Genomic DNA, 24,246 nt, shown 5'->3' on the forward strand with positions numbered 1-24,246 from the left:
GTTTTCGATTGTCGCGGCAATATTTGATCTGCACGCAAATATCAAATGCTCATCCCTGTATTTTTCCGCACACCCCAAACCTCGACACTGCGCTCCATCGAATCAACCCACCGGAGTTGCAGCCATGCCCATTGCCTTGCTCGCGCTGACCCTCAGCGCATTCGCCATCGGGACGACCGAATTCGTCATCGTTGGCCTGTTACCCACCATCGGCGCCGACCTGGGTGTCAGCCTGCCGTCCGCCGGCCTTCTGGTCAGCCTGTATGCGCTGGGCGTCGCGGTCGGCGCCCCCGTGCTGACCGCCCTCACCGGCAAAGTCCCCCGCAAAATGCTGCTGTTGTCGCTGATGGTGCTGTTCACCCTCGGCAACCTGCTGGCCTGGAAGGCCCCGAGCTATGAATCGCTGATCATTGCGCGGATCGTCACCGGCCTGGCCCACGGGGTGTTTTTCTCCATCGGCTCGACTATCGCCACCAGCCTGGTGCCCAAGGAAAAAGCCGCCAGCGCGATTGCCATCATGTTCACAGGACTGACCGTGGCGCTGGTGACTGGCGTGCCGTTGGGCACCTTCATCGGCCAGCATTTCGGCTGGCGTGAAACCTTTCTCGCCGTGTCGGCGCTGGGCGTCATCGCGTTCATCGGCAGCCTGCTGTACGTGCCGAAAAACATCGCCCACAGCAAACCCGCGTCGCTGTTGCAGCAATTGCAGGTGCTCAAGCAGCCACGGTTGTTGCTGGTGTACGCCATGACGGCGGTTGGCTACGGCGGTTCGTTCATTGCGTTCACCTTCCTGGCACCGATCCTTCAGGACATTTCCGGCTTCAGCGCCAGCACCGTCAGCCTGGTGCTGCTGGTCTACGGCATCTCGGTGGCCGTGGGCAACATCTGGGGCGGCAAACTGGCGGACAAACGCGGTCCGATCAGCGCCCTGAAAATCATCTTCAGCCTGCTCGCCGCCGTGCTGTTCGTGCTGACCTTCACGGCCGGCAATCCATGGCTGGCGCTGGCCACCGTGCTGGTCTGGGGGGCCGTGGCGTTCGGTAATGTGCCGGGGTTGCAGGTGTATGTGGTGCGCCAGGCCGAACATCACACGCCACATGCGGTGGACGTGGCTTCCGGCCTGAACATTGCCGCGTTCAACCTCGGCATCGCCGGCGGTGCCTGGGGTGGTGGCCTAATTGTCGCGCATATGGGGCTGATTCATACGGCGTGGATTGGCGGCCTGGTGGTGTTGGTGGCACTGGCGCTGACCGCGTGGAGCGGCCGTCTCGATCGCCTCGGCCCTGCGTACGCCGAAGGTTCAACCCGTATCGTCGTTGGTCACTGATCCCCTGTAGGAGCCAGCCTGCTGGCGATGGTCTCCAGTACGCCGCGTCTATCCAGAACACACGCGTTATCGTTGACGACCATCGCTGGCAAGCCAGCTCCCACAGAGGACCGCGCCGGTCACGCAATACCTGTAGGAGCCAGCCTGCTGGCGATGGTCTCCAGTGCGCCGCATTCATCCAGACCACATGCGTTATCGTTGACGACCATCGCTGGCAAGCCAGCTCCCACAGAGGACCGCGCCGGTCACGTAATACCTGTAGGAGCCAGCCTGCTGGCGATGGTCTCGAGTGCGCCGTGTCTATCCAGAACACACGCGTTATCGTTGACGACCATCGCCGACAAGCCGGCTCCTACAGAGGACCGCGCCGGTCACGTAATACCTGTAGGAGCCAGCCTGCTGGCGATGGTCTCCAGTACGCCGCGTCTATCCAGAACACACGCGTTATCGTTGACGACCATCGCCGACAAGCCGGCTCCTACAGCTTTTGCGGTGACCTGTGAAATATCGGCCACCCGTAGTCCCGTCGAAACTTTCGCCACTGCCCCGCAGTCATCAAAAAACAGGGGCACACGGACCGGAGGCGACATGGCGGCGATTCATATCGGTATTTCAGGTTGGCGGTACACGCCTTGGCGGGGGGATTTCTACCCGCAGGGCCTGGCCCAGAAGCGCGAATTGCAATTCGCCTCGCGGGCGGTCAACAGCATCGAAATCAATGGATCGTTTTATGCCCTGCAACGGCCAGACCGCTACGCGCAGTGTTACGCCGACACCCCAGCGTTGTTCGTATTCAGCGTCAAGGCGCCACGCTTCATCACTCACATCAAGCGTCTGCGCGACATTCATAAACCCCTGGCGAATTTCTTCGCCTCCGGGGTTCTGGAGCTGAAAGAAAAACTCGGCCCGATCCTCTGGCAATTCCCGCCCAACTTCACATTCAATGCCGATCTGTTCGAAACCTTCCTCGAACAATTGCCCCACGATACCGAACAAGCCGCCGCCCTCGCCCGCCAGCACGACGCGCACGTCAATGGCCACGCCAGCCTGAAGGCTTACAAAAAGAAGCCGGTTCGTCACGCCGTGGAAATCCGCCATGACAGCTTCGTCGACCCGACGTTTGTCCGCCTGCTCAAGCGCTACAACACAGCTCTGGTCATTGCCGACACCGCCGGTAAATGGCCATACCGTGAAGACATCACCAGCGACTTCGTCTACCTGCGCCTGCACGGTGCCGAAGAGCTCTACGCCAGCGGCTACACCCCGCAGGCGCTGAAGCGCTGGGGTGACCGGATCGAGGCCTGGCAACACGGCCAGCAACCGGATGACGCGCAACTGATCGCGCCGCAGCTCAAACCCAGGACGCGAAAGTCCCGCGAGGTGTTCTGCTACTTCGACAATGACATCAAAGTCCGTGCACCCTTCGATGCCCGGCGCTTGCTGGAACGTTTCGATCTCGACAAGGACCTGGCTACCACCCCCGGGGAGCCGGCTGCCGAAGGAGTGCTGGCATGAGCATTCCCGAGCCGGTTGGCGTCACCGACGAGCAAGCGCCCATCGAGCCCCTGGTGCATCGCTTCACCGTACTGACGGTCAATACCCACAAAGGCTTCACCGCATTGAACCGGCGTTTCATCTTGCCGCAATTGCGCGAAGCGGTGCGCAGTGTGTCCGCCGATGTGGTGTTTTTGCAGGAAGTCCACGGCACCCACGAACACCACCCCAAGCGCTATGACAATTGGCCGGCGATGCCGCAATACGAATTCCTCGCCGACAGCCTCTGGCCGCAGTTCGCCTATGGGCGCAACGCGGTCTATCCGGCGGGCGATCACGGTAATGCGCTGCTGTCGAAATTCCAGATCGTGCGCCATGACAATCTCGACGTATCGATCAGCGGCCACGAGAATCGCGGCGTGCTGCATTGTGTGTTGCGCTTGCCCGGCGAAGGCCCGGAGGTGCATGCCATATGCGTTCACTTGGGCCTGCGTGAAAGCCACCGCACTGAACAGCTCAAACTGTTGGCCCGTCGCCTGGAAGAACTGCCCGGTGACGCACCAGTGATCATCGCCGGTGATTTCAACGACTGGCGCCAGCGCGCCGATGCCTTGCTCAAGCCTTGCGGCTTGCGCGAAGTCTTCGCCGAACACCATGGCCAACCGGCGCGCAGTTTTCCCGCGCGATGGCCGGCGCTGCGCCTGGACCGCATCTACGTACGCAATCTGAAGGCCAGTCGCCCGCAAGTACTGACGAACCGACCCTGGTCACACCTTTCCGACCACGCACCGCTATCAGTGGAGATCGAGCTATGAGCGCTTCGCCGATGGATAAAACCACCGTGGATCCGGTTTCCGCGCCCCCGGTCAGCGAACCGGCTGTCGTCGATGTCGAGTACCGCTGGCAGGGCAACAACCGGGTCGAGTTGCTGGAAAACGGCGAAGCCTATTTCCCCCGGGTGTTCGAGGCCATGCGTCAGGCCAAAAGCGAAATCCTCCTGGAAACCTTCATCGTCTTCGAGGACAAGGTCGGCGCAGAACTGCAGGCCGTACTGATCGACGCGGCCCGGCGCGGCGTGCGCGTCACCGCCAGCTTCGATGGTTTTGGTTGCGGAGAACTGAGCAGCGGTTACCTCGCTGCCCTCAGTGACGCCGGTGTGCATCTGCAAATGTTCGACCCGGCGCCAAAACACCTGGGCATCCGCACCAACTGGTTTCGGCGCCTGCACCGCAAGATCGTGGTCGTCGACGGGACCTTCGCGTTCCTCGGCGGGATCAATTTTTCCGCCGACCATTTGGCCGACTTCGGCCCGGAGGCCAAGCAGGATTACTCGGTGGAAGTACAAGGCCCGGCGGTGACCGACATCCATCACTTTGCCCTGCTGCAATGCGGGCGCCCGGTACGCGCCAAGTACTGGTGGCAACGCCGTCGACAACGCCGCTCGGAGTTGGCGTTCAGCGATCACGATGGACAAGTGCGCCTGGTGTATCGCGACAACGGCGAGCATCGGACCGACATCGAGGAGGTTTACCGCCAGGTACTGCGTACGGCGCAACGGCGCGTGGTGATCGCCAATGCTTACTTCTTTCCCGGCTACCGCCTGCTGCGCGAGATTCGCAACGCGGCCCGCCGGGGTGTCGAGGTGCGGCTGATTCTGCAGGGGCAACCGGACATGCTGGTGGCCAAACTCGCGGCGCGCATGACCTACGACTACCTGCTCAAGTCCGGTGTGAGGATTTACGAATATTGCGACCGCCCGCTGCACGGCAAAGTCGCGCTGGTGGATGAGGACTGGAGCACGGTCGGCTCCAGCAACCTCGACCCGTTGAGCCTGTCGATGAACCTGGAGGCCAACGTGTTGATCCGCGACCGAGGGTTCAACCGGCAACTGTTCGAGCGCCTCGAAGATCTCAGCGACAACCACTGCAAGGTCATGTCGGTCGACAACGCCCCGCGCGGCCGAATTTGGCACATGACCGTGGGTTTTCTGGTCTTCCACTTCCTGCGGCATTTCCCGGCCTGGGCCGGTTGGTTGCCGGCGCATAAACCCCGCCTCAAGGCCTTCACCGCGCCGACCGGGAGCGAGCCATCATGAGCCGCACTGAAGCACCCGCCATGCGTAACGCCGAACACCCGGCCAAGTCGCGCTGGAGCCACTGGAAGCGACCGTTGACGCTGCTGTTTTTTCTGGCGCTGATCGTGCTGTTGACGATGTTCGCCCAGCGCATCGAATGGAACGAAGTGTTCGACACCCTGGCCGACTTCAAGGTGCGTACGCTGATCATCGCGTCCGGGCTGACCCTCACGAGTTTCCTGGTGTATGCCTGCTTCGACCTGATCGGCCGCACTTACATCCGCCAGGACCTCACGTGGAAACAGATCCTGCCCGTCGGGATCATCAGTTACGCCTTCAACCTCAACCTGAGTGCCTGGGTCGGCGGCATCGCCATGCGTTATCGGCTGTACTCACGACTCGGTGTAAGCAAAGCCAACATTGCGAAAATCCTCGGCCTGAGCCTGGCCACCAATTGGTTCGGCTACATGGTGATTGCAGGCGCGGTGTTCAGCAGCGGTCTGGTGCGCATGCCGACCGGCTGGACACTCAGCAGCGGCGCGCTGCAAGGGGTGGGCGTGTTGCTGCTGCTGGCGAGTGCGGGCTATCTGGCCGCGTGCCGGTATTCCACCCGCCGGGAATGGGTCATTCGCGGTGTGGAAATCAACTTGCCGTCACTGCGCATGGCGATCCTGCAACTGGCCCTCGGGGCCTTGAATTGGTCGTTGATGGCGGCGGTGATTTTCACCCTGCTGCCGAGCAAACTGGACTATCCGCTGGTGCTTGGCGTGCTACTGATCAGCGCCATCGCCGGGGTAATCACCCACATCCCGGCCGGCCTCGGTGTGCTGGAGGCAGTGTTCGTGGCGCTGCTGCAACATGAGGTGTCGCGGGGCAGCCTGGTGGCGGGGCTGCTGGCTTATCGGGCGATCTACTTCCTGCTGCCGTTGTTGATCACACTGGTGATGTATCTGGTAGTCGAGGCCAAGGCCAAGGCGTTGCGGATCTCGAAGAAGCCCAAGTGACTGTTGCTGCCTGAAAGGCCGCCTTCGCGGGCAAGCCCGCTCCCACAGGGTCCCTGGTGTTCACAAATAATGTGTTCAACCAGGATCCATTGTGGGAGCGGGCTTGCCCGCGATGGCGTTCTTCGAGACACCCACTATCACCGGGACTGAATGATGCTCAGCCGCTCGCCCACCACCATTTCCGTGATCCAGTCCACGAGGATCGAGGTGTAGGCCTGCTGTGAAACCGGATCACTCAGGGCATGGTCGGCACCGTCGATGATGCGGTGCGTCAGCGAATGGGTCTGCTGACAGGCCGCGCGATAACTCATGATGGTTGCGTGGGGCACGTAGTCATCGGTCTCGGACTGCACCAGCAGCACATCCCCGGTAAATTGCGAACAGGCATGCAGCGCCCGGTTGCCATCGGCGCGCACCAGGGTGCTGCGATAATCGCGCAGATCGAGTTTGTCCAGATCGCGCTTGGGCGTGTGCCATTGATCGTCGCGGTACAGCGCCGGCACCCGCAGCGCCAGCCAGCGCACGGGGCGCAACGAAGTCAGGATCGCAGCCAGGTAACCGCCATAGCTAGTGCCCACCACGGCAATCGCCGAGGTATCGAGCGCCGGGTGCGCGAGCAGTCGATCGTAAGCCGCCAGCAGGTCGCGCAGGTTATCTTCACGGGTCACCCGGGACAACGGAATGCCGGTGCCGCCGGTATGCCCGCGCAGGTCGAAGGTCAGGCACACACAACCCAGGCCGGCGATGCCTTTCGCCCGTTCCAGGTCGCGCTCCTGACTACCGCCCCAACCGTGCACGAATAACACGCCGGGGACTTTCGATTTGGGACTGAGAAACGTCCCGCTCATCTGTTCGTCATCGATGTCGATTTGAATGCTTTCGCTTCTAGCCGTCATAGGATTTGACCGTTACGTACTTGAGGAGAAAATCACTGTCTTGCGCCGGTCCGCGATACACCTCGATGGCGTGCGCCGGTAATGGCTGTTCGATGTAGGTTTCCACCGAAGACACACGGATCGCGCGCATCCCAGGGTCGTTGACGAAGCTCTGCAAGGCCGCCATTTCGGCACTGCTGGCACCGCCCATGCGCCAGGATTGTTCGAGCACGCCGCTGCGTGGCTTGCCGTCGCTGGCCACGCCCTGGGCGATGTCGTAGTTGCGCCGTGATGCATAAAAACCGGGGTAGGCTTCGTCCGCGGCGCTGTCGAACACTTGTGCCTGCTGGATGGCCAGCCGCACGTCATCGAGCAGGTCCAGTTTCAGCAATTCGTCGTAGCCCCCCTGCACCACCAGCAGGTTGGAACCACCATAGACCTCTTCACCGTGGGCGTCCTTGGTCAAATATTGATCACCGCAGTAACTCAGTACCTTGTCGCCGATGAAACTCTGACCAACGCTGTGGGTAATCACCTGGTCCAGATCCTGCTCCAGCACCACGCCTTCAGTGAATAGCGTTTTGGCCTCGGGCCGGGCAAGGATTTCATCGAACTGGTCGAGGCTCTTGATGACTTCCTGGCCCCGCCCGGCGCACGCATGAATCGGCTTGAGGCGGATCGGGCCGGTGTAAAGCAGGTGCTCCGCCGCCGGCCGCGCATCGTCGAAGGAAAATACGCTGAGGCCATCCAGCACCACAGGGCGCACCCGTTGGGAAAACAACGGCGACCAGCCATGGGGAGCTCGGGCTTGAGGGTTGCACAAACCGTGACTGATGGCCTTGGTGCAGATGAAGTCATGCTCGACGTAACCGCCCCACAAATCCTCCGGCCCCTTGACGCCCAGTTGCCGGGCGGCGGCAGCACCCACCAGCGTCTGGGTCGGGAGCAGGTAATGTTCAAGGCCGTGATGCTGCACAGGGTCGTAATTGCCGCCGTACTTGAGCCCGAGGATGTGCGCCAGCCAGCGGGCCAGCGCGCGATTGGTTTCGACTTCGTGCAATGGCGCGTCGGAACGCACCGAATGGGCGACCACTGTTTTCTTGCGGCTTGTTGGGGTCATGCGTCCCCCTTCAATTGTCGCTGAATGAATGTAGCTGATGAGGTGCAAGGTTCAGGCCAACCGCTTCTTGAGAAAAACGGTTTTCGAATCAGCCATTTGCGAAATGGGTAGTGGCACCACGCCTGCTCTATTCTGCACGACGACCTTTAATATTCCGGCATTTTGCACGGCTCCAACCTTCCTCCCCCCTGTGGAAGCGAACTTGCTCGCGATGGCGGCAGACTATTCAACATCGATTTGACTGGCACATTGCATTCGCGGGCAAGCTCGCTCCCACGGGCTAAGTAGTGCAGCTTTTATCGGGTAACAACACTCGGCATCACCCCAAACCGCGTCCGGTAATCACTCGGCGCCAGCCCGGTGATTTTCTTGAATGTCGAGCGAAAGGCGCCTGGGTCCTGATACCCCACGGTCCAGGCAATGTGGTCGATGGTGCTGTTGGTGAATTCAAGCATTTCCCGCGCCTTGCCGACCCGCAAGTGCTGGCAGTACTCGGTGGGCTTGAGCCCGGTGGCGGCACGGAACCGGCGCAGGAATGTGCGCTCCTCCAATCCTGCCCGCTCGGCCATGGACGTCAACGACACGTCGGTGGCCCCGGTGCTTTGCAGCCAGTGTTGAACCTTGAGGATCGATGCATCGCCATGACTGAGAATCGGCGCGAAATTGCTGCCGCACTCGCTGGCGCTGTCACTGTGTTCAACCACCAGAAAACGCGCGGTACCGGTGGCGATGCTCGGCCCCAGCAAGCGATCCACCAGGCGCAGACCCAGCTCCGACCAGGCCATCAGCCCGGCGGTGGTGATCAGGTCGCCGTCATCGACGATGGGGGTATCGGCCTTGAGCTTGATTGCCGGGTAACGTTCGGCGAATGCCTTGGCCGAGGTCCAGTGGGTGGTGGCACTCCGGCCGTCGAGCAGGCCGCTTTCGGCCAGCAGAATCGAGCCCACGCAGATACCACCGAGGGTTGCGCCGCTGGCATGTTGCTGACGCATCCAGCGAATCAACGCCTGCGATGCCTGGCCTTCGCGGAACCCGGCAATCGACGGCGGAATCAATACCGCCACCAAGGCGCCGTCCTCCCCGGGATGGCTGTCGTACACCCGTGCTGGCGCCTGCTCGCCGTCCACTTGCCAATGACTGACCCGAAGCAACGGTAACTGCGCCGCTTGATGTTCGGCGGCGATCCGGTTGGCCACCCCGAACAGGTCCGTCAACCCATGCACCGCCGCCATTTGCGCGCCGGGATAGATCAATACGCCCAGTTCGGCGATTGCCCTGTGTGCATCCATTGTCAGTTTTCCCCCTTCTATTGTCGGTGCGGCCAATCCCCGGATGGCGTGCCTGGACCAATACTTGATTCCACATTCAACCCGCACTTCAAGGAAACAGTCATGGCCAAGCAAGCACTCATCCTAGTCGATATCCAAAACGACTACTTCCCCCAAGGCAAGTGGCCGCTGGTCGGCGCCGATGCCGCGGCAGACAACGCGGTCCGCCTGCTCAAAGCCTTCCGCGACGCTGGTGATTCAGTGGTGCATATCCGCCACGAATTCACGTCCGAAGAAGCACCGTTTTTCACCCCTGGCTCCGAAGGCGCGAAGTTGCACCCCAACGTTCTCAACCGTGCCGATGAGCCGGTGGTACTCAAGCACTTCGTCAACTCGTTCCGCGAAACTGAACTGCAGTCGATCCTCGACGAACAAGGCATCAAGGAACTGGTGGTCGCCGGCAGCATGAGCCACATGTGCATCGACGGTATCACCCGTGCCGCCAACGACCTCGGCTATAGCGTCACGGTGATCCACGACGCCTGCGCTTCCCGTGATCTGGAGTTCAACGGCCTGACCGTTCCGGCGGCCCAGGTGCATGCGGCCTTTATGTCAGCCTTGGGTTTTGCCTACGCCAAGGTGATTTCCACTGACGAGTTCCTGTCTGCCAGCCAGGTCTAGGACCGGAGCTTGCCGCGCCTGGTGACGGATAGATCAATCCGACGCCCACAAAAAAGGCCCGACGCTGTGAGCGCCGGGCCTTTGTATTTAGAGCGGGTGAAGCGGCTTGTCAGAACGGAATATCGTCATCAAAGCTGTCGAAATCCGGTGCCGGTTGCGGCGCGGCTTGTTGCGGTGCCGGACGCTGTGGCTGCTGTTGCGGTGCAGGACGTGGAGCCTGCTGGCGCGGAGCGGATTGCTGGTAGTTGTTACCGCCGCCCTGGCCTTGCTGGTCGCCCTGTGGACGGCCGCCCAGCAGTTGCATGGTGCCTTGCATGTCGACGACGATTTCGGTGGTGTAACGCTTGATGCCGTCTTTTTCCCACTCGCGGGTCTGCAGCTTGCCTTCGATGTACACCTGCGAACCTTTACGCAGGTACTCGCCAGCGATCTCTGCAACTTTGCCGAACATCGACACACGGTGCCATTCGGTCTTTTCGACTTTCTGACCGGTTTGCTTGTCAGTCCACTGCTCGCTGGTCGCCAGACTCAGGTTGGTCACGGCGTTACCGTTTGGCAGGTAGCGAACTTCAGGATCCTGGCCGCAAGTGCCGACCAATATGACTTTGTTAACCCCACGGGCCATTACGTTCTCCTAGGCTACGCACGCTGCCTCGGCCGGGCTGTTCACCAGGCGCTCAAGGGTGGTGCGATCCAATAGTTCGGTGTCCAATTTGATGTAAATGGCCGCTTCATCAGCGACGATCACTGCATCTGTTACCCCTACGACCGCCTTCAGGCGCTCAACCAGACCCGCTTCGCGGATCGCCTCGGGCGACAACGGCAAGCGCAGGCTCGTGACGTAGGGAGGTTCGCGCATGGTAACAGCAAAGGCCAGCCAGAGGGCAGCCAGACCGGCGCATCCCAGGAACACAACCGACAAACCGCCATGCTGGAACAACCAGCCGCCGAGAATGCCGCCCAGTGCCGAACCGAGGAACTGGCTGGTGGAATACACCCCCATGGCCGTGCCCTTGCCGCCGGCCGGTGAAACCTTGCTGATCAGCGACGGCAACGAAGCTTCCAGCAGATTGAACGCAGTGAAGAACACCACCGTCCCGATCACCAGAGCCCGCAAGCTGTCGCCGAACTGCCAGAAGAATAGCTCAGTGAGCATCAGCGTCAGTACCGCGCCCAACAAAACTCGTTTCATTTTGCGTTTTTTCTCGCCGTAGATAATGAACGGAATCATGGCGAAGAAGGAAATCAGCAGCGCGGTCAGATAGACCCACCAGTGCTGCTCTTTAGGCAGCCCGGCTTTTTCGACCAAGGCCAAGGGCAACGCAACGAAACTCGACATCAACATCGCGTGCAACACAAAGATGCCCAGGTCCAGGCGCAGTAGGTCCGGGTGCTTGAGCGTCGGAATCAGCGCCTGGCGTGCGACACCGGATTCACGATGCTGCAACGGCCCGGTGGCACGCGGCACCATGAACATCACGATCACAATGCCGAACAGCGCCATGCCACCGGTGGCGAGGAACAATCCGCTCAGGCCGAAAGCGCGCGTCAGCAAAGGTCCGACCACCATGGCGACGGCAAACGACAGGCCAATCGTCATGCCGATCATGGCCATGGCTTTGGTCCGATGCTGCTCGCGGGTCAGATCTGACAACAATGCCATCACTGCGGCGGAAATCGCTCCGGCCCCCTGGAGGATACGTCCGGCGATCACGCCCCAGATCGAATCGGCGTTGGCGGCCAGCAGACTGCCCAGCGCAAAGATAATCAAACCGAGATAAATGACCGGGCGGCGACCGATGCGGTCGGAAATGAAACCGAAAGGAATCTGGAAAATCGCCTGGGTCAGGCCGTAAGCGCCAATCGCCAGCCCAATAAGGGCCGGGGTCGCTCCCGCCAGGTCCATCCCATAGGTCGCCAATACCGGCAACACCATGAACATGCCAAGCATACGGAAGGCGAACACCAGGGCCAGACCACTCGCCGCGCGGGTCTCGCTGCCACTCATGCGTTCGCTGTGGGGATCGTGCATGGAAAAACCTCATGTGAACCGGCGGCGATTCTACCAGTCCCATCGATTGGCGGGGTATATCGCGACGCTTTGACGCGCTCATCTGACAGACTCTTCATGTAAGCCAATACTCCCGTCATTTGATAGTGTGCATCCATCCAGTATTTGGCCGTATACTCTTACGTTTTCGACGCCCGCCAAGCGAGGCCACTTTGGACAAGATCCTGATTCGTGGGGCTCGAACCCACAACCTGAAGAATATCGACCTGACCCTGCCAAGGGACAAGCTGATCGTCATCACCGGCCTGTCCGGCTCCGGCAAGTCATCCCTGGCTTTCGATACGCTCTACGCCGAAGGCCAGCGCCGCTACGTCGAATCTTTGTCGGCCTACGCCCGCCAGTTCCTGTCGATGATGGAAAAGCCCGATGTCGACACCATCGAAGGCCTTTCGCCGGCCATCTCCATCGAACAGAAGTCGACCTCGCACAACCCGCGCTCGACGGTCGGCACCATCACCGAAATCTACGACTACCTGCGCCTGCTTTATGCACGCGTGGGCATTCCGCGCTGTCCGGATCACGACATCCCGCTTGAGGCACAGACCGTCAGCCAGATGGTCGACCTGGTTCTGGCGCAACCGGAGGGCAGCAAGCTCATGCTGCTGGCCCCGGTCATTCGCGAGCGCAAAGGCGAGCACCTTTCGGTGTTCGAAGAGCTGCGCGCCCAGGGCTTCGTGCGTGCCCGGATCAACGGCAAGCTGTATGAGCTGGACGAAGCGCCCAAGCTCGACAAACAAAAGAAGCATTCCATCGATGTGGTGGTCGACCGCTTCAAGGTCCGCGCCGATCTGCAGCAACGCCTGGCCGAATCCTTCGAGACTGCGTTGAAGTTGGCGGACGGCATCGCCCTTGTAGCGCCGATGGACGATGAGCCGGGTGAAGAGATGATCTTCTCCGCGCGCTTCGCCTGCCCGATTTGCGGCCACGCCATCAGCGAGCTCGAACCCAAGCTGTTCTCCTTCAACAACCCGGCCGGCGCCTGCCCGACGTGTGATGGCCTGGGTGTGAAGCAGTTTTTCGACATCAAGCGACTGGTCAATGGCGAGTTGACCCTGGCCGAAGGCGCAATTCGCGGCTGGGATCGACGCAACGTCTATTACTTCCAGATGCTCGGCTCGCTGGCCTCGCACTACAAGTTCAGCCTCGAAGTGCCGTTCAACGAACTGCCTGGCGACCAGCAGAAGTTCATCCTGCACGGTAGCGGCTCGCAAAACGTCGACTTCAAATACCTGAACGACCGTGGCGACATCGTCAAGCGTTCGCACCCGTTCGAAGGCATCGTGCCGAACCTGGAACGCCGCTACCGCGAAACCGAATCGGCTTCAGTGCGCGAAGAGCTGGCCAAGTTCTTAAGCACCCAGGCTTGCCCGGACTGCCGCGGCACCCGTCTGCGGCGTGAGGCGCGGCATGTATGGGTCGGCGAGAAAACCCTGCCGGCGGTGACCAACCTGCCTATCGGCGATGCCTGCGACTACTTCGGCGAGCTCAAGCTCACCGGACGCCGCGGGGAAATCGCCGACAAGATCCTCAAGGAAATCCGCGAGCGTCTGCAGTTCCTCGTCAACGTCGGTCTTGATTACCTGTCGCTGGATCGCAGCGCCGACACCTTGTCCGGTGGTGAGGCCCAGCGTATTCGCCTGGCCAGCCAGATCGGTGCCGGCCTGGTTGGTGTCCTGTACATCCTCGACGAGCCATCGATTGGTTTGCACCAACGCGACAACGACCGACTGCTCGGCACCCTCAAGCACCTGCGGGACATCGGTAACACGGTGATCGTGGTCGAGCACGACGAAGATGCGATTCGCCTGGCTGACTACGTGGTGGATATCGGCCCGGGCGCCGGGGTTCATGGCGGGCATATCGTTGCCGAAGGCACGCCGGCCGAAGTCATGGCTCACCCAGACTCGCTGACGGGCAAGTACCTGTCGGGTCGGGTGAAGATCGAGGTGCCGGCCAAACGTACGCCGCGCAACAAGAAGCTGTCGCTATCGCTCAAGGGCGCTCGCGGCAACAATTTGCGCAACGTCGACCTCGAGATTCCGATCGGGCTGCTGACCTGTGTGACCGGTGTATCCGGTTCAGGCAAATCGACCCTGATCAACAACACGCTGTTTCCCCTGAGCGCCACGGCACTTAACGGCGCGACCACACTGGAAGCCGCCGCACACGACAGCATCAAGGGTCTGGAACACCTGGACAAGGTCGTCGATATCGACCAGAGCCCGATTGGTCGTACGCCGCGTTCCAACCCGGCGACCTACACCGGATTGTTCACGCCGATTCGCGAGCTGTTCGCCGGCGTGCCGGAGTCCCGCTCCCGTGGTTACGGGCCAGGGCGCTTCTCCTTCAACGTGAAGGGCGGACGCTGCGAGGCCTGCCAGGGCGATGGCCTGATCAAGGTGGAAATGCACTTCCTGCCGGACATCTACGTTCCTTGTGACGTGTGCAAGAGCAAGCGCTACAACCGCGAAACCCTGGAGATCAAGTACAAGGGCAAGAGCATCCACGAAACCCTCGAGATGACCATCGAGGAAGCGCGGGAGTTCTTCGACGCCGTGCCGGCACTGGCGCGCAAGCTGCAGACGCTGATGGATGTCGGCCTGTCTTACATCAAGCTGGGGCAATCGGCGACCACGCTGTCCGGTGGCGAAGCACAGCGGGTGAAACTGTCCCGCGAACTGTCCAAGCGCGACACGGGCAAGACCCTGTACATCCTGGACGAGCCGACCACGGGCCTGCACTTCGCAGATATCCAGCAATTGCTCGACGTGTTGCATAGACTGCGCGACCACGGCAACACGGTCGTAGTGATCGAGCACAACCTGGACGTGATCAAGACCGCTGACTGGTTGGTGGACCTGGGGCCTGAAGGCGGGTCCAAGGGCGGCCAAATCATTGCCGTCGGCACACCGGAGGAAGTTGCAGAGATGAAACAGTCTCACACCGGCTTCTACCTGAAACCGCTGCTGGAACGCGATCGGGCCTGAGCCCGCAAAAAGAAAAAGCCCCCTGTCACTTCATCAGTGACAGGGGCTTTTTGATACCCGCTGCAATCAGGTGTGCGATTGCAGGTAGTTCTCGAGACCGATCAACTTGATCAGACCCAACTGCTTTTCCAGCCAGTACGTGTGATCTTCTTCGGTGTCATTGAGCTGAATACGCAAGATTTCGCGACTGACGTAGTCCTTGTGCTGCTCGCAAAGCTCGATACCTTTGCACAGTGCTGCGCGGACCTTGTACTCAAGACGCAGATCAGCCTCGAGCATCTCAGGCACTGTAGTGCCCACATCGAGATCGTCCGGACGCATGCGTGGCGTGCCTTCCAGCATCAGGATCCGCCGCATCAACGCATCGGCGTGACCGGCTTCTTCTTCCATCTCGTGATTGATTCGTTCGTAGAGCTTGGTGAATCCCCAGTCCTCATACATCCGCGAATGGACGAAATATTGATCACGCGCGGCCAATTCGCCGGTCAGCAACGTGTTGAGGTAATCGATAACGTCTGGGTGGCCTTGCATCGCCCTACATCTCCCTGCTTGAAAGTCTGTAGTTTGAACCAAGCCGAACATAACGTCACTCGCCGGGCGCAACAAAGTAGAAGATATTCTGAGAAAAGTGGTTTAAATGACGCAAAAACCGCCCAATCAAGGGCGGTTCTGCTTCTCATTTAGACTTCGTTAAGCTGTACGTCGAGTAGCTTCGCGATTGCTTCTCCATACGCCGGATCGGCCTTGTAGAAATGCTGCAATTGGCGGTCAACCACATCACTGGATACACCTCCCATCGCACCGGCGATGTTACCGACCAACAATGCTTTCTGCTGATCGCTCATCAAGCGAAACAGCGCACCGGCATGACTGTAGTAATCGGTATCTTTGCGGTGATCGTAGCGATCGGCCGAACCGCTTAACGCTAGCGCTGGCTCAGCGTAACGAGGTGCTTGTTTAGGCGATTCGACATAACTGTTCGGTTCGTAGTTGGGTGCTGCACCGCCATTGGTGCCAAACGCCATCGATCCATCGCGCTGATAGCTGTTAACCGGGCTACGTGGAGCGTTAACCGGCAATTGTTGGTGATTGGTGCCGACACGGTAGCGGTGGGCATCGGCATAAGCGAAAACGCGCCCCTGTAGCATCCGGTCTGGCGACAGCCCAACCCCCGGTACCATGTTGCTTGGGCCGAATGCCGCTTGCTCGACTTCCGCGAAATAGTTGAGCGGGTTGCGATTGAGCTCCAACTCGCCGACTTCAATCAGCGGAAACTCTTTCTGCGACCAAGTCTTGGTCACGTCGAACGGGTTCTCATAATGCGCGGCAGCTTGTGCCTCGGTCATGATCTGGATGCACACACGCCATTTCGGGAAGTCGCCACGCTCGATGGCGCTGAACAGATCACGCTGAGCGTAATCCGGATCAGTACCCGCGAGGCGCGCAGCTTCTGCCGGCGCCAGGTTCTTGATCCCTTGTCGAGTCTTGTAGTGCCACTTGACCCAGTGGCGCTCGCCATTGGCATTGATCAAGCTGTACGTGTGACTGCCAAAGCCGTGCATATGACGATAGCCGTCAGGAATGCCTCGATCGGAAAACAGGATCGTGACCTGGTGCAGCGCTTCAGGAGAGTGGGACCAGAAGTCCCACATCGCCTGCGCGCTTTTGAGATTGCTTTGCGGCAGCCGCTTTTGCGTATGGATAAAGTCCGGGAATTTGAGCGGATCGCGGATGAAGAACACTGGTGTGTTGTTGCCAACAATGTCCCAGTTTCCTTCCTCGGTGTAGAACTTCAACGCGAAACCGCGTGGATCGCGCTCGGTGTCCGCCGAACCGCGCTCACCGCCAACGGTGGAAAACCGCAAAAAGGTCGGCGTTTGTTTACCCACCGTTTCAAACAGCTTGGCGCTGGTGAACTGAGTAATGTCGCGAGTCACGGTAAACGTACCGTACGCACCCGAACCTTTGGCGTGCACACGTCGTTCAGGGATGTTTTCTCGGTTGAAGTGGGCGAGTTTCTCGATCAGGTGGAAATCGTCGAGCAGCAGCGGGCCCCGGGGGCCGGCTGAACGGGAATTCTGATTATCGGCGACAGGAGCGCCACTGGCGGTAGTCAGTGTTTTATTTTGGCTCATGCGAACTCTTCCTTTTTCAGTCTTGAACTGCCGGGTAATCGGCTTGGCGGGAAGTATTGATCATCATCATGACAGCCACAAATTCATTAATTTGTGGACATCGATAGAAAATTACTAATGATCAACCCACACTTATAGTGCCGACCGGAAAGGATTGAAGCTTGTACGCAGAGCGCATTTCTTACAGGCACAAAAAACCGGGCACTGGGCCCGGTTCCTTGTTTCAGACTGACGTCTTACTCAGCGGATACAGCTTCACCGCCGACAGCACGATCAACCAACTCGACGTACGCCATAGGCGCGTTGTCGCCAGCGCGGAAACCGCACTTGAGGATGCGCAGGTAGCCACCCTCACGGGTAGCGTAACGCTTGCCCAGGTCGTTGAAGAGCTTACCAACGATAGCTTTCGAACGAGTACGGTCGAAAGCCAGACGGCGGTTAGCCAGGCTGTCTGTCTTGGCCAGAGTGATCAGCGGCTCAGCAACGCGACGCAGTTCTTTGGCTTTTGGCAGAGTAGTTTTGATCAGCTCGTGCTCGAACAGCGACACCGCCATGTTCTGGAACATGGCCTTGCGGTGCGAGCTGGTGCGGCTGAGGTGACGACCACTTTTACGATGACGCATGGTTCATTCCTTACCAAACACTACGTTCGGTGATTACGACGATCAGGCAGTCGCCTTGTCGTCCTTCTTAAGACTTGCAGGCGGCCAGTTGTCGAGGCGCATGCCGAGGGACAGACCGCGGGAGGCCAGAACGTCCTTGATTTCAGTCAAGGATTTCTTGCCCAGGTTCGGAGTCTTCAACAGCTCTACTTCGGTACGCTGAATCAGGTCACCGATGTAGTAGATGTTTTCCGCCTTAAGGCAGTTAGCCGAACGTACAGTCAGTTCCAGATCGTCAACCGGGCGAAGCAGGATCGGATCGATCTCGTCTTCTTGCTCGATTACCACTGGTTCGCTGTCACCTTTGAGGTCGACGAACGCAGCCAACTGCTGTTGCAGGATGGTTGCAGCGCGGCGAATAGCCTCTTCAGGATCCAGAGTACCGTTGGTTTCCAGATCAATAACCAGCTTGTCCAGGTTAGTACGCTGTTCGACACGGGCGTTTTCCACCACGTATGCGATACGGCGAACCGGGCTGAACGAAGAGTCAAGCTGCAAGCGACCAATGCTGCGGCTTTCGTCTTCATCGCTCTGACGCGAGTCTGCCGGTTCATAACCACGACCACGAGCTACGACGAGCTTCATGTTCAGGGCGCCGTTAGACGCCAGGTTAGCGATTACGTGATCGGGGTTAACGATCTCGACATCATGATCCAGCTGAATATCGGCAGCGGTAACCACCCCCGAACCCTTCTTCGACAAGGTCAGCGTAACTTCGTCACGGCCGTGCAGCTTGATAGCCAGACCTTTAAGGTTCAACAGGATTTCAATTACGTCTTCCTGTACACCTTCGATGGCGCTGTACTCGTGGAGCACACCGTCAATCTCGGCCTCGACTACTGCACAGCCGGGCATTGAGGACAACAGGATGCGGCGCAGCGCGTTGCCCAGGGTGTGGCCAAAGCCACGCTCGAGAGGCTCGAGAGTGATCTTGGCGCGGGTTGGACTGACAACCTGCACATCAATGTGGCGGGGTGTCAGGAACTCATTTACCGAAATCTGCATGGATGCACCTATTTTCTAGCCCTTACTTGGAGTAGAGCTCGACAATCAGGCTTTCGTTGATGTCGGCGGACAGATCACTGCGAGCTGGAACGTTCTTGAAAACGCCCGACTTCTTCTCAGTGTCTACTTCTACCCATTCTACGCGGCCACGTTGGGCACACAGATCGAGAGCTTGGACAATGCGAAGTTGATTTTTTGCTTTCTCGCGAACAGCGACCACGTCACCAGCACGAACCTGGTAGGACGGTACGTTAACGGTCTGACCGTTTACGCTGATCGACTTGTGCGATACCAGTTGGCGGGATTCGGCACGAGTCGAACCAAAGCCCATACGGTATACAACGTTGTCCAGACGGCATTCGAGCAGTTGCAACAGGTTTTCGCCAGTTGCCCCTTTCTTGCCAGCAGCTTCTTTGTAGTAGCCGCTGAATTGACGCTCGAGAACGCCGTAGATACGACGGACCTTCTGCTTTTCACGCAGTTGGGTGCCGTAATCGGACTGGCGACCGCGGCGCTGACCGTGGATACCAGGTGCTGCTTCAATGTTGCACTTCGATTCGATCGCGCGCACGCCGCTCTTCAGGAAGAGATCGGTGCCTTCGCGACGAGCGAGTTTGCATTTTGGACCAATGTAACGAGCCATTCTTTACAATCTCCTGGATTACACGCGGCGCTTCTTCGGCGGACGGCACCCGTTGTGCGGGATTGGCGTCACGTCGGTGATGCTGGCGATCTTGTAGCCACAGCCGTTCAAAGCGCGGACTGCGGATTCACGACCTGGACCTGGACCTTTGACGTTTACGTCGAGGTTTTTCAGGCCGTATTCCAGCGCAGCTTGACCAGCACGTTCAGCAGCTACTTGAGCAGCAAACGGGGTGGACTTGCGGGAACCGCGGAAACCCGAACCACCGGAGGTAGCCCAGGAAAGAGCGTTACCTTGACGGTCGGTAATGGTCACGATGGTGTTGTTAAAAGATGCATGGATGTGGGCGATGCCATCAACCACTGTCTTTTTAACTTTTTTACGAGGACGAGCAGCAGGTTTTGCCATGATTAATTTCCTGTCGATTCGCTGGGGCGATTACTTGCGGATCGGCTTACGCGGACCTTTACGGGTACGCGCGTTGGTCTTGGTACGCTGACCGCGTACTGGAAGACCACGACGATGACGCAGACCGCGATAGCAACCGAGGTCCATCAAGCGCTTGATTTTCATGTTGATTTCGCGACGCAGGTCACCTTCAGTGGTGAACTTCGCCACTTCGCCACGCAGCTGTTCAATTTGCTCGTCGCTCAGATCCTTGATCTTTGCTGCTGGGTTTACCCCAGTATCTGCACAAATTTTCTGTGCAGTAGTGCGACCAACACCATAGATGTAGGTCAGCGAGATAACAGTATGCTTGTTATCTGGAATGTTAACGCCTGCAATACGGGCCATTCAGTGGGACTCCAATTGACAGCTACCTACGCCCCGGAAGCCAAGAAATAGGGCGCGAGATAATATCGCTGTAATAACAAATAATCAACCCGGCAGCGCACTAGCTGCCGGGCTTGAAGCACAATCACACTCAGCCTTGGCGCTGTTTGTGACGCGGTTCCGCGCTGCAAATTACTCGAACAACACCTTCGCGGCGAATAATCTTGCAGTTACGGCACAGCTTTTTCACCGATGCACGAACTTTCATCACCAACTCCTCGAACCTTATGGGTACTCAGCGCAACATGCCGCTGCCGTAACCCTTCAGGTTGGCTTTCTTCATCAGGGATTCGTACTGGTGCGAAACGAGGTGCGATTGTACTTGGGACATGAAGTCCATCACAACCACGACCACGATCAGCAACGAGGTCCCGCCAAGGTAGAACGGAACGTTGGCTGCAACCACCAGGAACTGGGGCAACAGGCAGACGGCCGTCATGTAAAGAGCACCGAACATGGTCAAGCGAGTCAGAACGCCATCAATGTAGCGCGCAGACTGCTCACCTGGACGGATGCCCGGAATAAAGGCACCGGACTTCTTCAGGTTTTCCGCTACGTCTTTCGGATTGAACATCAACGCCGTATAGAAGAAGCAGAAGAAAATAATCCCTGCACTAAACAGCAGAATATTCAACGGCTGACCAGGAGCGATCGACTGCGAGATGTCCTGCAACCAGCCCATACCTTCAGACTGGCCGAACCAGGCACCCAACGAAGCCGGGAACAGCAATATGCTGCTCGCGAAAATAGCCGGAATAACACCGGCCATGTTCACCTTCAGCGGCAAGTGGCTGGTCTGCGCAGCAAAGACCTTGCGACCCTGCTGACGCTTGGCGTAGTGAACAGCAATACGACGCTGGCCACGCTCAATGAACACCACGAAACCGATAATCGCTACTGCCAGCAAACCGATGGCAACCAGGGCGAAGATGTTGATATCACCCTGACGTGCAGACTCGAAAGACTGCCCGATCGCTCTCGGAAGACCGGCGACGATACCCGAAAAAATCAACATCGAGATACCGTTGCCAACACCACGCTCAGTAATCTGCTCACCCAGCCACATCATGAACATCGCACCAGCCACAAAAGTGGATACCGCGACGAAATGGAAGCCAAAGTCACCAGTGAACGCTACGCCCTGCCCCGCCAGACCAATGGACATGCCAATGGCTTGAACGAGAGCGAGGACGACAGTGCCGTAGCGGGTGTACTGGCTGATCTTGCGACGGCCAGCTTCACCTTCCTTCTTCAACTGCTCCAGCTGCGGGCTGACGGCTGTCATCAGCTGCATGATGATCGATGCCGAAATGTACGGCATGATCCCCAGTGCAAAGATGCTCATCCGCTCCAGCGCGCCGCCGGAAAACATGTTGAACAAGCTAAGAATGGTCCCCTCATTCTGTCGAAACAGGTCCGCGAGTCGGTCCGGGTTGATACCTGGAACCGGGATGTGTGCGCCTATTCGGTAGACGATAATCGCCAAGAACAGAAAACGCAGACGAGCCCAGAGTTCAGACATACCGCCTTTGCCGAGCGCAGAGAGAGCACCTTGCTTAGCCATTTATTCCTCGAACTTGCCGCCAGCTGCTTCGATAGCCGCACGCGCACCTTTGGTGGCGCCGATTCCCTTGCCGATAGTGACAGCGCGAGTCACTTCACCGGACAGCATGATTTTCACACGCTGTACGTTGACGTTGATCACGTTGGCATCTTTCAGGGACTGCACGGTGACGATGTCGCCTTCCACTTTAGCCAGCTCGGACAGACGCACTTCTGCGCGATCCATGGCTTTCAGGGAAACGAAACCGAACTTCGGCAGGCGACGATGCAGCGGCTGTTGACCGCCTTCAAAGCCTGGAGCAATGGTGCCACCGGAGCGGGAAGTCTGACCTTTGTGGCCACGGCCACCAGTCTTACCCAAACCACTACCGATACCACGGCCCGGACGATGCTTTTCGCGACGGGAACCCGGCGCTGGACTCAGATCATTGAGTTTCATCGATTAACCCTCGACACGCAGCATGTAGTAAGCCTTGTTGATCATCCCGCGATTCTCGGGAGTATCCTGGACTTCTACAGTGTGACCGATGCGACGCAGACCCAGACCCTTAACGCACAGTTTGTGGTTAGGGATGCGGCCGGTCATGCTTTTGATCAGCGTAACTTTAACGGTAGCCATGATCAGAAGATCTCCTTGACGCTTTTGCCACGCTTGGCGGCAATGGATTCAGGAGACTGCATAGCCTTCAAACCTTTGAAAGTGGCGTGAACCACGTTTACCGGGTTAGTCGAGCCGTAGCACTTGGCCAGAACGTTCTGAACGCCAGCAACTTCGAGAACGGCACGCATAGCGCCGCCAGCGATGATACCGGTACCTTCAGAAGCAGGCTGCATGTACACCTTCGAAGCGCCGTGAGCGGACTTCATTGCGTACTGCAGAGTGGTGCCGTTCAGATCAACCTGGATCATGTTGCGGCGAGCAGCTTCCATTGCCTTCTGGATCGCAGCAGGCACTTCACGCGACTTGCCACGGCCGAAGCCAACGCGCCCTTTACCATCACCAACCACGGTCAACGCGGTGAAAGTGAAGATACGGCCGCCTTTAACGGTTTTGGCTACGCGGTTAACTTGAACCAGCTTCTCAATGTAGCCTTCGTCGCGCTTTTGGTCGTTATTTGACATAACTTAGAACTCCAGCCCAGCTTCACGAGCAGCATCAGCCAACGCTTTAACGCGGCCATGGTACTTGAAGCCAGAGCGGTCGAAAGCCACCTGCGAGACGCCAGCGGCCTTAGCACGCGTAGCGACCAGCTGGCCAACCTTAGTGGCCGCGTCGATGTTGCCAGTGGCGCCATCACGCAGTTCTTTATCCAAAGTCGAGGCGCTTGCCAGGACTTTGTTGCCGTCGGCCGAAATGACCTGGGCGTAAATGTGCTGCGAAGAGCGGAACACGCAGAGACGCACGACTTCGAGTTCGTGCATTTTCAGGCGTGCTTTGCGAGCGCGACGCAGTCGAGTAACTTTTTTGTCGGTCATTTGCTATGCCCTACTTCTTCTTGGCTTCTTTACGACGGACGACTTCGTCCGCGTAGCGCACACCTTTGCCTTTGTACGGCTCTGGTGGACGGAAGTCGCGGATCTCGGCGGCCACTTGACCTACCAGCTGCTTGTCGATGCCCTTGATCAGGATATCGGTCTGGCTAGGAGTCTCAGCGGTGATGCCTTCCGGCAGTTCGTAATCCACTGGATGCGAGAAGCCAAGAGCCAGGTTCAGCACTGTGCCTTTTGCTTGCGCTTTGTAACCAACACCGACCAGCTGGAGCTTGCGCTCGAAGCCTTGGCTTACGCCTTGGACCATGTTGTTTACCAACGCACGAGTGGTACCAGCCATTGCGCGAGTTTGTTGATCGCCATTGCGAGCAGCGAAACGCAGCTCACCAGCTTCTTCAACAATCTCAACGGACGAATGGATGTTCAGTTCGAGAGTGCCCTTGGCACCCTTCACCGAAAGCTGTTGGCCTGCGAATTTTACTTCGACACCGGCTGGCAGCTTAACGGGGTTCTTAGCGACGCGAGACATGCTTATCCCCCCTTAGAACACAGTGCAAAGAACTTCGCCGCCGACACCGGCAGCGCGCGCAGCACGATCAGTCATCACACCCTTGTTGGTGGAGACGATAGACACACCGAGACCGCCACGAACTTTTGGCAGATCATCGACGGACTTGTACTGACGCAGGCCTGGACGGCTAACGCGCTTCACTTCTTCGATAACCGGACGGCCTTCGAAGTATTTCAGCTCGATGGACAGCAGTGGCTTTGTTTCGCTGCTGATCTGATAACCCGCAATGTAACCTTCGTCCTTCAGGACTTTGGCAACAGCTACCTTCAACGTGGAAGATGGCATGCTTACGACGGACTTTTCAGCCATCTGGGCATTACGGATACGAGTTAGCATGTCCGCTAACGGGTCCTGCATACTCATGGGCTAGACGCTCCTAATACAAAAAAATTAGCCTTGCGGCTATTACGTGTCGCCGAGAATCTCCGAGCATAGAAAACA

General features: G+C 58.6%; 27 protein-coding genes. 7 read left to right on the plus strand and 20 right to left on the minus strand.

The window, feature by feature from the left end; translation table 11 throughout:
- Positions 1-124: 124 nt before the first annotated feature.
- The 5 genes from GQ39_RS21835 (at position 125) to GQ39_RS21860 (ending at position 5,899) form a co-directional block, all read left to right on the plus strand.
- Positions 125-1,327: an MFS transporter gene (locus GQ39_RS21835; protein ID WP_047533906.1), complete on the plus strand. Its 1,203-nt coding sequence runs from the start codon at positions 125-127 to the stop codon at positions 1,325-1,327.
- Positions 1,328-1,915: 588 nt separating this feature from the next.
- Positions 1,916-2,842, plus strand: a complete 927-nt coding sequence (locus GQ39_RS21845; protein ID WP_047533910.1) for a DUF72 domain-containing protein — start codon at positions 1,916-1,918, stop codon at positions 2,840-2,842.
- Positions 2,839-3,636, plus strand: coding sequence for an endonuclease/exonuclease/phosphatase family protein (locus GQ39_RS21850; protein ID WP_047533912.1), 798 nt, complete (start codon positions 2,839-2,841; stop codon positions 3,634-3,636). Before GQ39_RS21845 ends, GQ39_RS21850 begins: the two co-directional genes overlap by 4 nt.
- Positions 3,633-4,916, plus strand: a complete 1,284-nt coding sequence (gene clsB, locus GQ39_RS21855) for a cardiolipin synthase ClsB (RefSeq protein ID WP_047533914.1) — start codon at positions 3,633-3,635, stop codon at positions 4,914-4,916. Before GQ39_RS21850 ends, clsB begins: the two co-directional genes overlap by 4 nt.
- Positions 4,913-5,899: a lysylphosphatidylglycerol synthase domain-containing protein gene (locus GQ39_RS21860; protein ID WP_047533916.1), complete on the plus strand. Its 987-nt coding sequence runs from the start codon at positions 4,913-4,915 to the stop codon at positions 5,897-5,899. Before clsB ends, GQ39_RS21860 begins: the two co-directional genes overlap by 4 nt.
- A 137-nt stretch (positions 5,900-6,036) precedes the next feature.
- Here GQ39_RS21860 and GQ39_RS21865 read toward each other — a convergent pair whose 3' ends face one another.
- The 3 genes from GQ39_RS21865 to GQ39_RS21875 form a co-directional block, all read right to left on the minus strand.
- A complete protein-coding gene (locus tag GQ39_RS21865) occupies positions 6,037-6,795 on the minus strand; it encodes an alpha/beta hydrolase family protein (protein ID WP_047533918.1) in 759 nt (252 codons plus the stop codon).
- The gene (locus GQ39_RS21870; protein ID WP_047533920.1) at positions 6,785-7,894 is read right to left on the minus strand and encodes a DUF3182 family protein; all 1,110 of its coding nucleotides are present in this window, start codon (positions 7,892-7,894) and stop codon (positions 6,785-6,787) included. Before GQ39_RS21870 ends, GQ39_RS21865 begins: the two co-directional genes overlap by 11 nt.
- 296 nt (positions 7,895-8,190) lie before the next feature.
- Entirely contained in the window at positions 8,191-9,183 is a 993-nt protein-coding gene (locus GQ39_RS21875; protein WP_047533922.1) for a GlxA family transcriptional regulator, read from the minus strand.
- A gap of 102 nt (positions 9,184-9,285) precedes the next feature.
- Here GQ39_RS21875 and GQ39_RS21880 point away from each other — a divergent pair, with 102 nt between their 5' ends.
- The gene (locus GQ39_RS21880; RefSeq protein ID WP_047533925.1) at positions 9,286-9,843 is read left to right on the plus strand and encodes a cysteine hydrolase family protein; all 558 of its coding nucleotides are present in this window, start codon (positions 9,286-9,288) and stop codon (positions 9,841-9,843) included.
- 109 nt (positions 9,844-9,952) lie between these two features.
- Here the strand turns inward: GQ39_RS21880 and GQ39_RS21885 are convergent, their stop codons facing one another.
- Positions 9,953-10,468 (minus strand): single-stranded DNA-binding protein, encoded by a 516-nt coding sequence (locus GQ39_RS21885; protein ID WP_007970128.1) that lies wholly within the window; start codon positions 10,466-10,468, stop codon positions 9,953-9,955.
- A 9-nt stretch (positions 10,469-10,477) separates the two neighbouring features.
- Positions 10,478-11,875, minus strand: coding sequence for an MFS transporter (locus tag GQ39_RS21890; protein WP_047533929.1), 1,398 nt, complete (start codon positions 11,873-11,875; stop codon positions 10,478-10,480).
- Between the two features lie 191 nt (positions 11,876-12,066).
- On the opposite strand from GQ39_RS21890, the gene uvrA reads away from it, so the two are divergent.
- On the plus strand, positions 12,067-14,901 hold the full coding sequence (uvrA, locus tag GQ39_RS21895; protein ID WP_047533932.1) for an excinuclease ABC subunit UvrA: 2,835 nt from the start codon (positions 12,067-12,069) through the stop codon (positions 14,899-14,901).
- 66 nt (positions 14,902-14,967) lie between these two features.
- On the opposite strand, the gene bfr is transcribed toward uvrA, so the two are convergent.
- The 15 genes from bfr to rpsH form a co-directional block, all read right to left on the minus strand.
- Entirely contained in the window at positions 14,968-15,432 is a 465-nt protein-coding gene (bfr, locus tag GQ39_RS21900; protein ID WP_025109504.1) for a bacterioferritin, read from the minus strand.
- A gap of 149 nt (positions 15,433-15,581) precedes the next feature.
- On the minus strand, positions 15,582-17,036 hold the full coding sequence (locus tag GQ39_RS21905) for a catalase (RefSeq protein WP_047533939.1): 1,455 nt from the start codon (positions 17,034-17,036) through the stop codon (positions 15,582-15,584).
- Between the two features lie 236 nt (positions 17,037-17,272).
- The gene (gene rplQ / locus GQ39_RS21910; RefSeq protein ID WP_007924175.1) at positions 17,273-17,659 is read right to left on the minus strand and encodes a 50S ribosomal protein L17; all 387 of its coding nucleotides are present in this window, start codon (positions 17,657-17,659) and stop codon (positions 17,273-17,275) included.
- Between the two features lie 42 nt (positions 17,660-17,701).
- A complete protein-coding gene (locus GQ39_RS21915; RefSeq protein ID WP_007924176.1) occupies positions 17,702-18,703 on the minus strand; it encodes a DNA-directed RNA polymerase subunit alpha in 1,002 nt (333 codons plus the stop codon).
- Between the two features lie 22 nt (positions 18,704-18,725).
- Positions 18,726-19,346: a 30S ribosomal protein S4 gene (gene rpsD / locus GQ39_RS21920; RefSeq protein ID WP_003176404.1), complete on the minus strand. Its 621-nt coding sequence runs from the start codon at positions 19,344-19,346 to the stop codon at positions 18,726-18,728.
- Between the two features lie 18 nt (positions 19,347-19,364).
- Positions 19,365-19,754 carry a 30S ribosomal protein S11 gene (rpsK, locus tag GQ39_RS21925; RefSeq protein WP_002555466.1) on the minus strand — a complete coding sequence of 130 codons (390 nt, stop codon included), beginning with the start codon at positions 19,752-19,754 and terminating at the stop codon, positions 19,365-19,367.
- A 30-nt stretch (positions 19,755-19,784) separates the two neighbouring features.
- Positions 19,785-20,141 (minus strand): 30S ribosomal protein S13, encoded by a 357-nt coding sequence (gene rpsM / locus GQ39_RS21930; protein WP_008374135.1) that lies wholly within the window; start codon positions 20,139-20,141, stop codon positions 19,785-19,787.
- Positions 20,142-20,271: 130 nt separating this feature from the next.
- On the minus strand, positions 20,272-20,388 hold the full coding sequence (rpmJ, locus tag GQ39_RS31725) for a 50S ribosomal protein L36 (protein WP_002555468.1): 117 nt from the start codon (positions 20,386-20,388) through the stop codon (positions 20,272-20,274).
- A 27-nt stretch (positions 20,389-20,415) separates the two neighbouring features.
- A complete protein-coding gene (secY, locus tag GQ39_RS21935; RefSeq protein WP_003228718.1) occupies positions 20,416-21,744 on the minus strand; it encodes a preprotein translocase subunit SecY in 1,329 nt (442 codons plus the stop codon).
- On the minus strand, positions 21,745-22,182 hold the full coding sequence (gene rplO / locus GQ39_RS21940) for a 50S ribosomal protein L15 (RefSeq protein ID WP_003228720.1): 438 nt from the start codon (positions 22,180-22,182) through the stop codon (positions 21,745-21,747).
- A 3-nt stretch (positions 22,183-22,185) separates the two neighbouring features.
- Entirely contained in the window at positions 22,186-22,362 is a 177-nt protein-coding gene (gene rpmD, locus GQ39_RS21945; RefSeq protein WP_003176408.1) for a 50S ribosomal protein L30, read from the minus strand.
- A 2-nt stretch (positions 22,363-22,364) separates the two neighbouring features.
- Positions 22,365-22,865: a 30S ribosomal protein S5 gene (rpsE, locus tag GQ39_RS21950; RefSeq protein WP_003186035.1), complete on the minus strand. Its 501-nt coding sequence runs from the start codon at positions 22,863-22,865 to the stop codon at positions 22,365-22,367.
- A 3-nt stretch (positions 22,866-22,868) separates the two neighbouring features.
- Positions 22,869-23,219, minus strand: a complete 351-nt coding sequence (rplR, locus tag GQ39_RS21955) for a 50S ribosomal protein L18 (RefSeq protein WP_003186037.1) — start codon at positions 23,217-23,219, stop codon at positions 22,869-22,871.
- Between the two features lie 10 nt (positions 23,220-23,229).
- A complete protein-coding gene (gene rplF / locus GQ39_RS21960; protein ID WP_003176412.1) occupies positions 23,230-23,763 on the minus strand; it encodes a 50S ribosomal protein L6 in 534 nt (177 codons plus the stop codon).
- A 12-nt stretch (positions 23,764-23,775) separates the two neighbouring features.
- On the minus strand, positions 23,776-24,168 hold the full coding sequence (rpsH, locus tag GQ39_RS21965; protein ID WP_008065722.1) for a 30S ribosomal protein S8: 393 nt from the start codon (positions 24,166-24,168) through the stop codon (positions 23,776-23,778).
- Positions 24,169-24,246 lie beyond the last annotated feature (78 nt).

It is taken from the genome of Pseudomonas sp. 11/12A (genome assembly GCF_000800055.1).
GTDB classification, from domain to species: Bacteria; Pseudomonadota; Gammaproteobacteria; order Pseudomonadales; family Pseudomonadaceae; genus Aquipseudomonas; species Aquipseudomonas mohnii.

Bases quoted from the DNA above. Each gene is read 5' to 3' on its own strand.
- GQ39_RS21835 (WP_047533906.1), top strand. From the start codon at position 125: ATGCCCATTGCCTTGCTCGCGCTGACCCTCAGCGCATTCGCCATCGGG.
- GQ39_RS21845 (WP_047533910.1), top strand. From the start codon at position 1,916: ATGGCGGCGATTCATATCGGTATTTCAGGTTGGCGGTACACGCCTTGG.
- GQ39_RS21850 (WP_047533912.1), top strand. From the start codon at position 2,839: ATGAGCATTCCCGAGCCGGTTGGCGTCACCGACGAGCAAGCGCCCATC.
- clsB (WP_047533914.1), top strand. From the start codon at position 3,633: ATGAGCGCTTCGCCGATGGATAAAACCACCGTGGATCCGGTTTCCGCG.
- GQ39_RS21860 (WP_047533916.1), top strand. From the start codon at position 4,913: ATGAGCCGCACTGAAGCACCCGCCATGCGTAACGCCGAACACCCGGCC.
- GQ39_RS21865 (WP_047533918.1), bottom strand. From the start codon at position 6,795: ATGACGGCTAGAAGCGAAAGCATTCAAATCGACATCGATGACGAACAG.
- GQ39_RS21870 (WP_047533920.1), bottom strand. From the start codon at position 7,894: ATGACCCCAACAAGCCGCAAGAAAACAGTGGTCGCCCATTCGGTGCGT.
- GQ39_RS21875 (WP_047533922.1), bottom strand. From the start codon at position 9,183: ATGGATGCACACAGGGCAATCGCCGAACTGGGCGTATTGATCTATCCC.
- GQ39_RS21880 (WP_047533925.1), top strand. From the start codon at position 9,286: ATGGCCAAGCAAGCACTCATCCTAGTCGATATCCAAAACGACTACTTC.
- GQ39_RS21885 (WP_007970128.1), bottom strand. From the start codon at position 10,468: ATGGCCCGTGGGGTTAACAAAGTCATATTGGTCGGCACTTGCGGCCAG.
- GQ39_RS21890 (WP_047533929.1), bottom strand. From the start codon at position 11,875: ATGCACGATCCCCACAGCGAACGCATGAGTGGCAGCGAGACCCGCGCG.
- bfr (WP_025109504.1), bottom strand. From the start codon at position 15,432: ATGCAAGGCCACCCAGACGTTATCGATTACCTCAACACGTTGCTGACC.
- GQ39_RS21905 (WP_047533939.1), bottom strand. From the start codon at position 17,036: ATGAGCCAAAATAAAACACTGACTACCGCCAGTGGCGCTCCTGTCGCC.
- rplQ (WP_007924175.1), bottom strand. From the start codon at position 17,659: ATGCGTCATCGTAAAAGTGGTCGTCACCTCAGCCGCACCAGCTCGCAC.
- GQ39_RS21915 (WP_007924176.1), bottom strand. From the start codon at position 18,703: ATGCAGATTTCGGTAAATGAGTTCCTGACACCCCGCCACATTGATGTG.
- rpsD (WP_003176404.1), bottom strand. From the start codon at position 19,346: ATGGCTCGTTACATTGGTCCAAAATGCAAACTCGCTCGTCGCGAAGGC.
- rpsK (WP_002555466.1), bottom strand. From the start codon at position 19,754: ATGGCAAAACCTGCTGCTCGTCCTCGTAAAAAAGTTAAAAAGACAGTG.
- rpsM (WP_008374135.1), bottom strand. From the start codon at position 20,141: ATGGCCCGTATTGCAGGCGTTAACATTCCAGATAACAAGCATACTGTT.
- rpmJ (WP_002555468.1), bottom strand. From the start codon at position 20,388: ATGAAAGTTCGTGCATCGGTGAAAAAGCTGTGCCGTAACTGCAAGATT.
- secY (WP_003228718.1), bottom strand. From the start codon at position 21,744: ATGGCTAAGCAAGGTGCTCTCTCTGCGCTCGGCAAAGGCGGTATGTCT.
- rplO (WP_003228720.1), bottom strand. From the start codon at position 22,182: ATGAAACTCAATGATCTGAGTCCAGCGCCGGGTTCCCGTCGCGAAAAG.
- rpmD (WP_003176408.1), bottom strand. From the start codon at position 22,362: ATGGCTACCGTTAAAGTTACGCTGATCAAAAGCATGACCGGCCGCATC.
- rpsE (WP_003186035.1), bottom strand. From the start codon at position 22,865: ATGTCAAATAACGACCAAAAGCGCGACGAAGGCTACATTGAGAAGCTG.
- rplR (WP_003186037.1), bottom strand. From the start codon at position 23,219: ATGACCGACAAAAAAGTTACTCGACTGCGTCGCGCTCGCAAAGCACGC.
- rplF (WP_003176412.1), bottom strand. From the start codon at position 23,763: ATGTCTCGCGTCGCTAAGAACCCCGTTAAGCTGCCAGCCGGTGTCGAA.
- rpsH (WP_008065722.1), bottom strand. From the start codon at position 24,168: ATGAGTATGCAGGACCCGTTAGCGGACATGCTAACTCGTATCCGTAAT.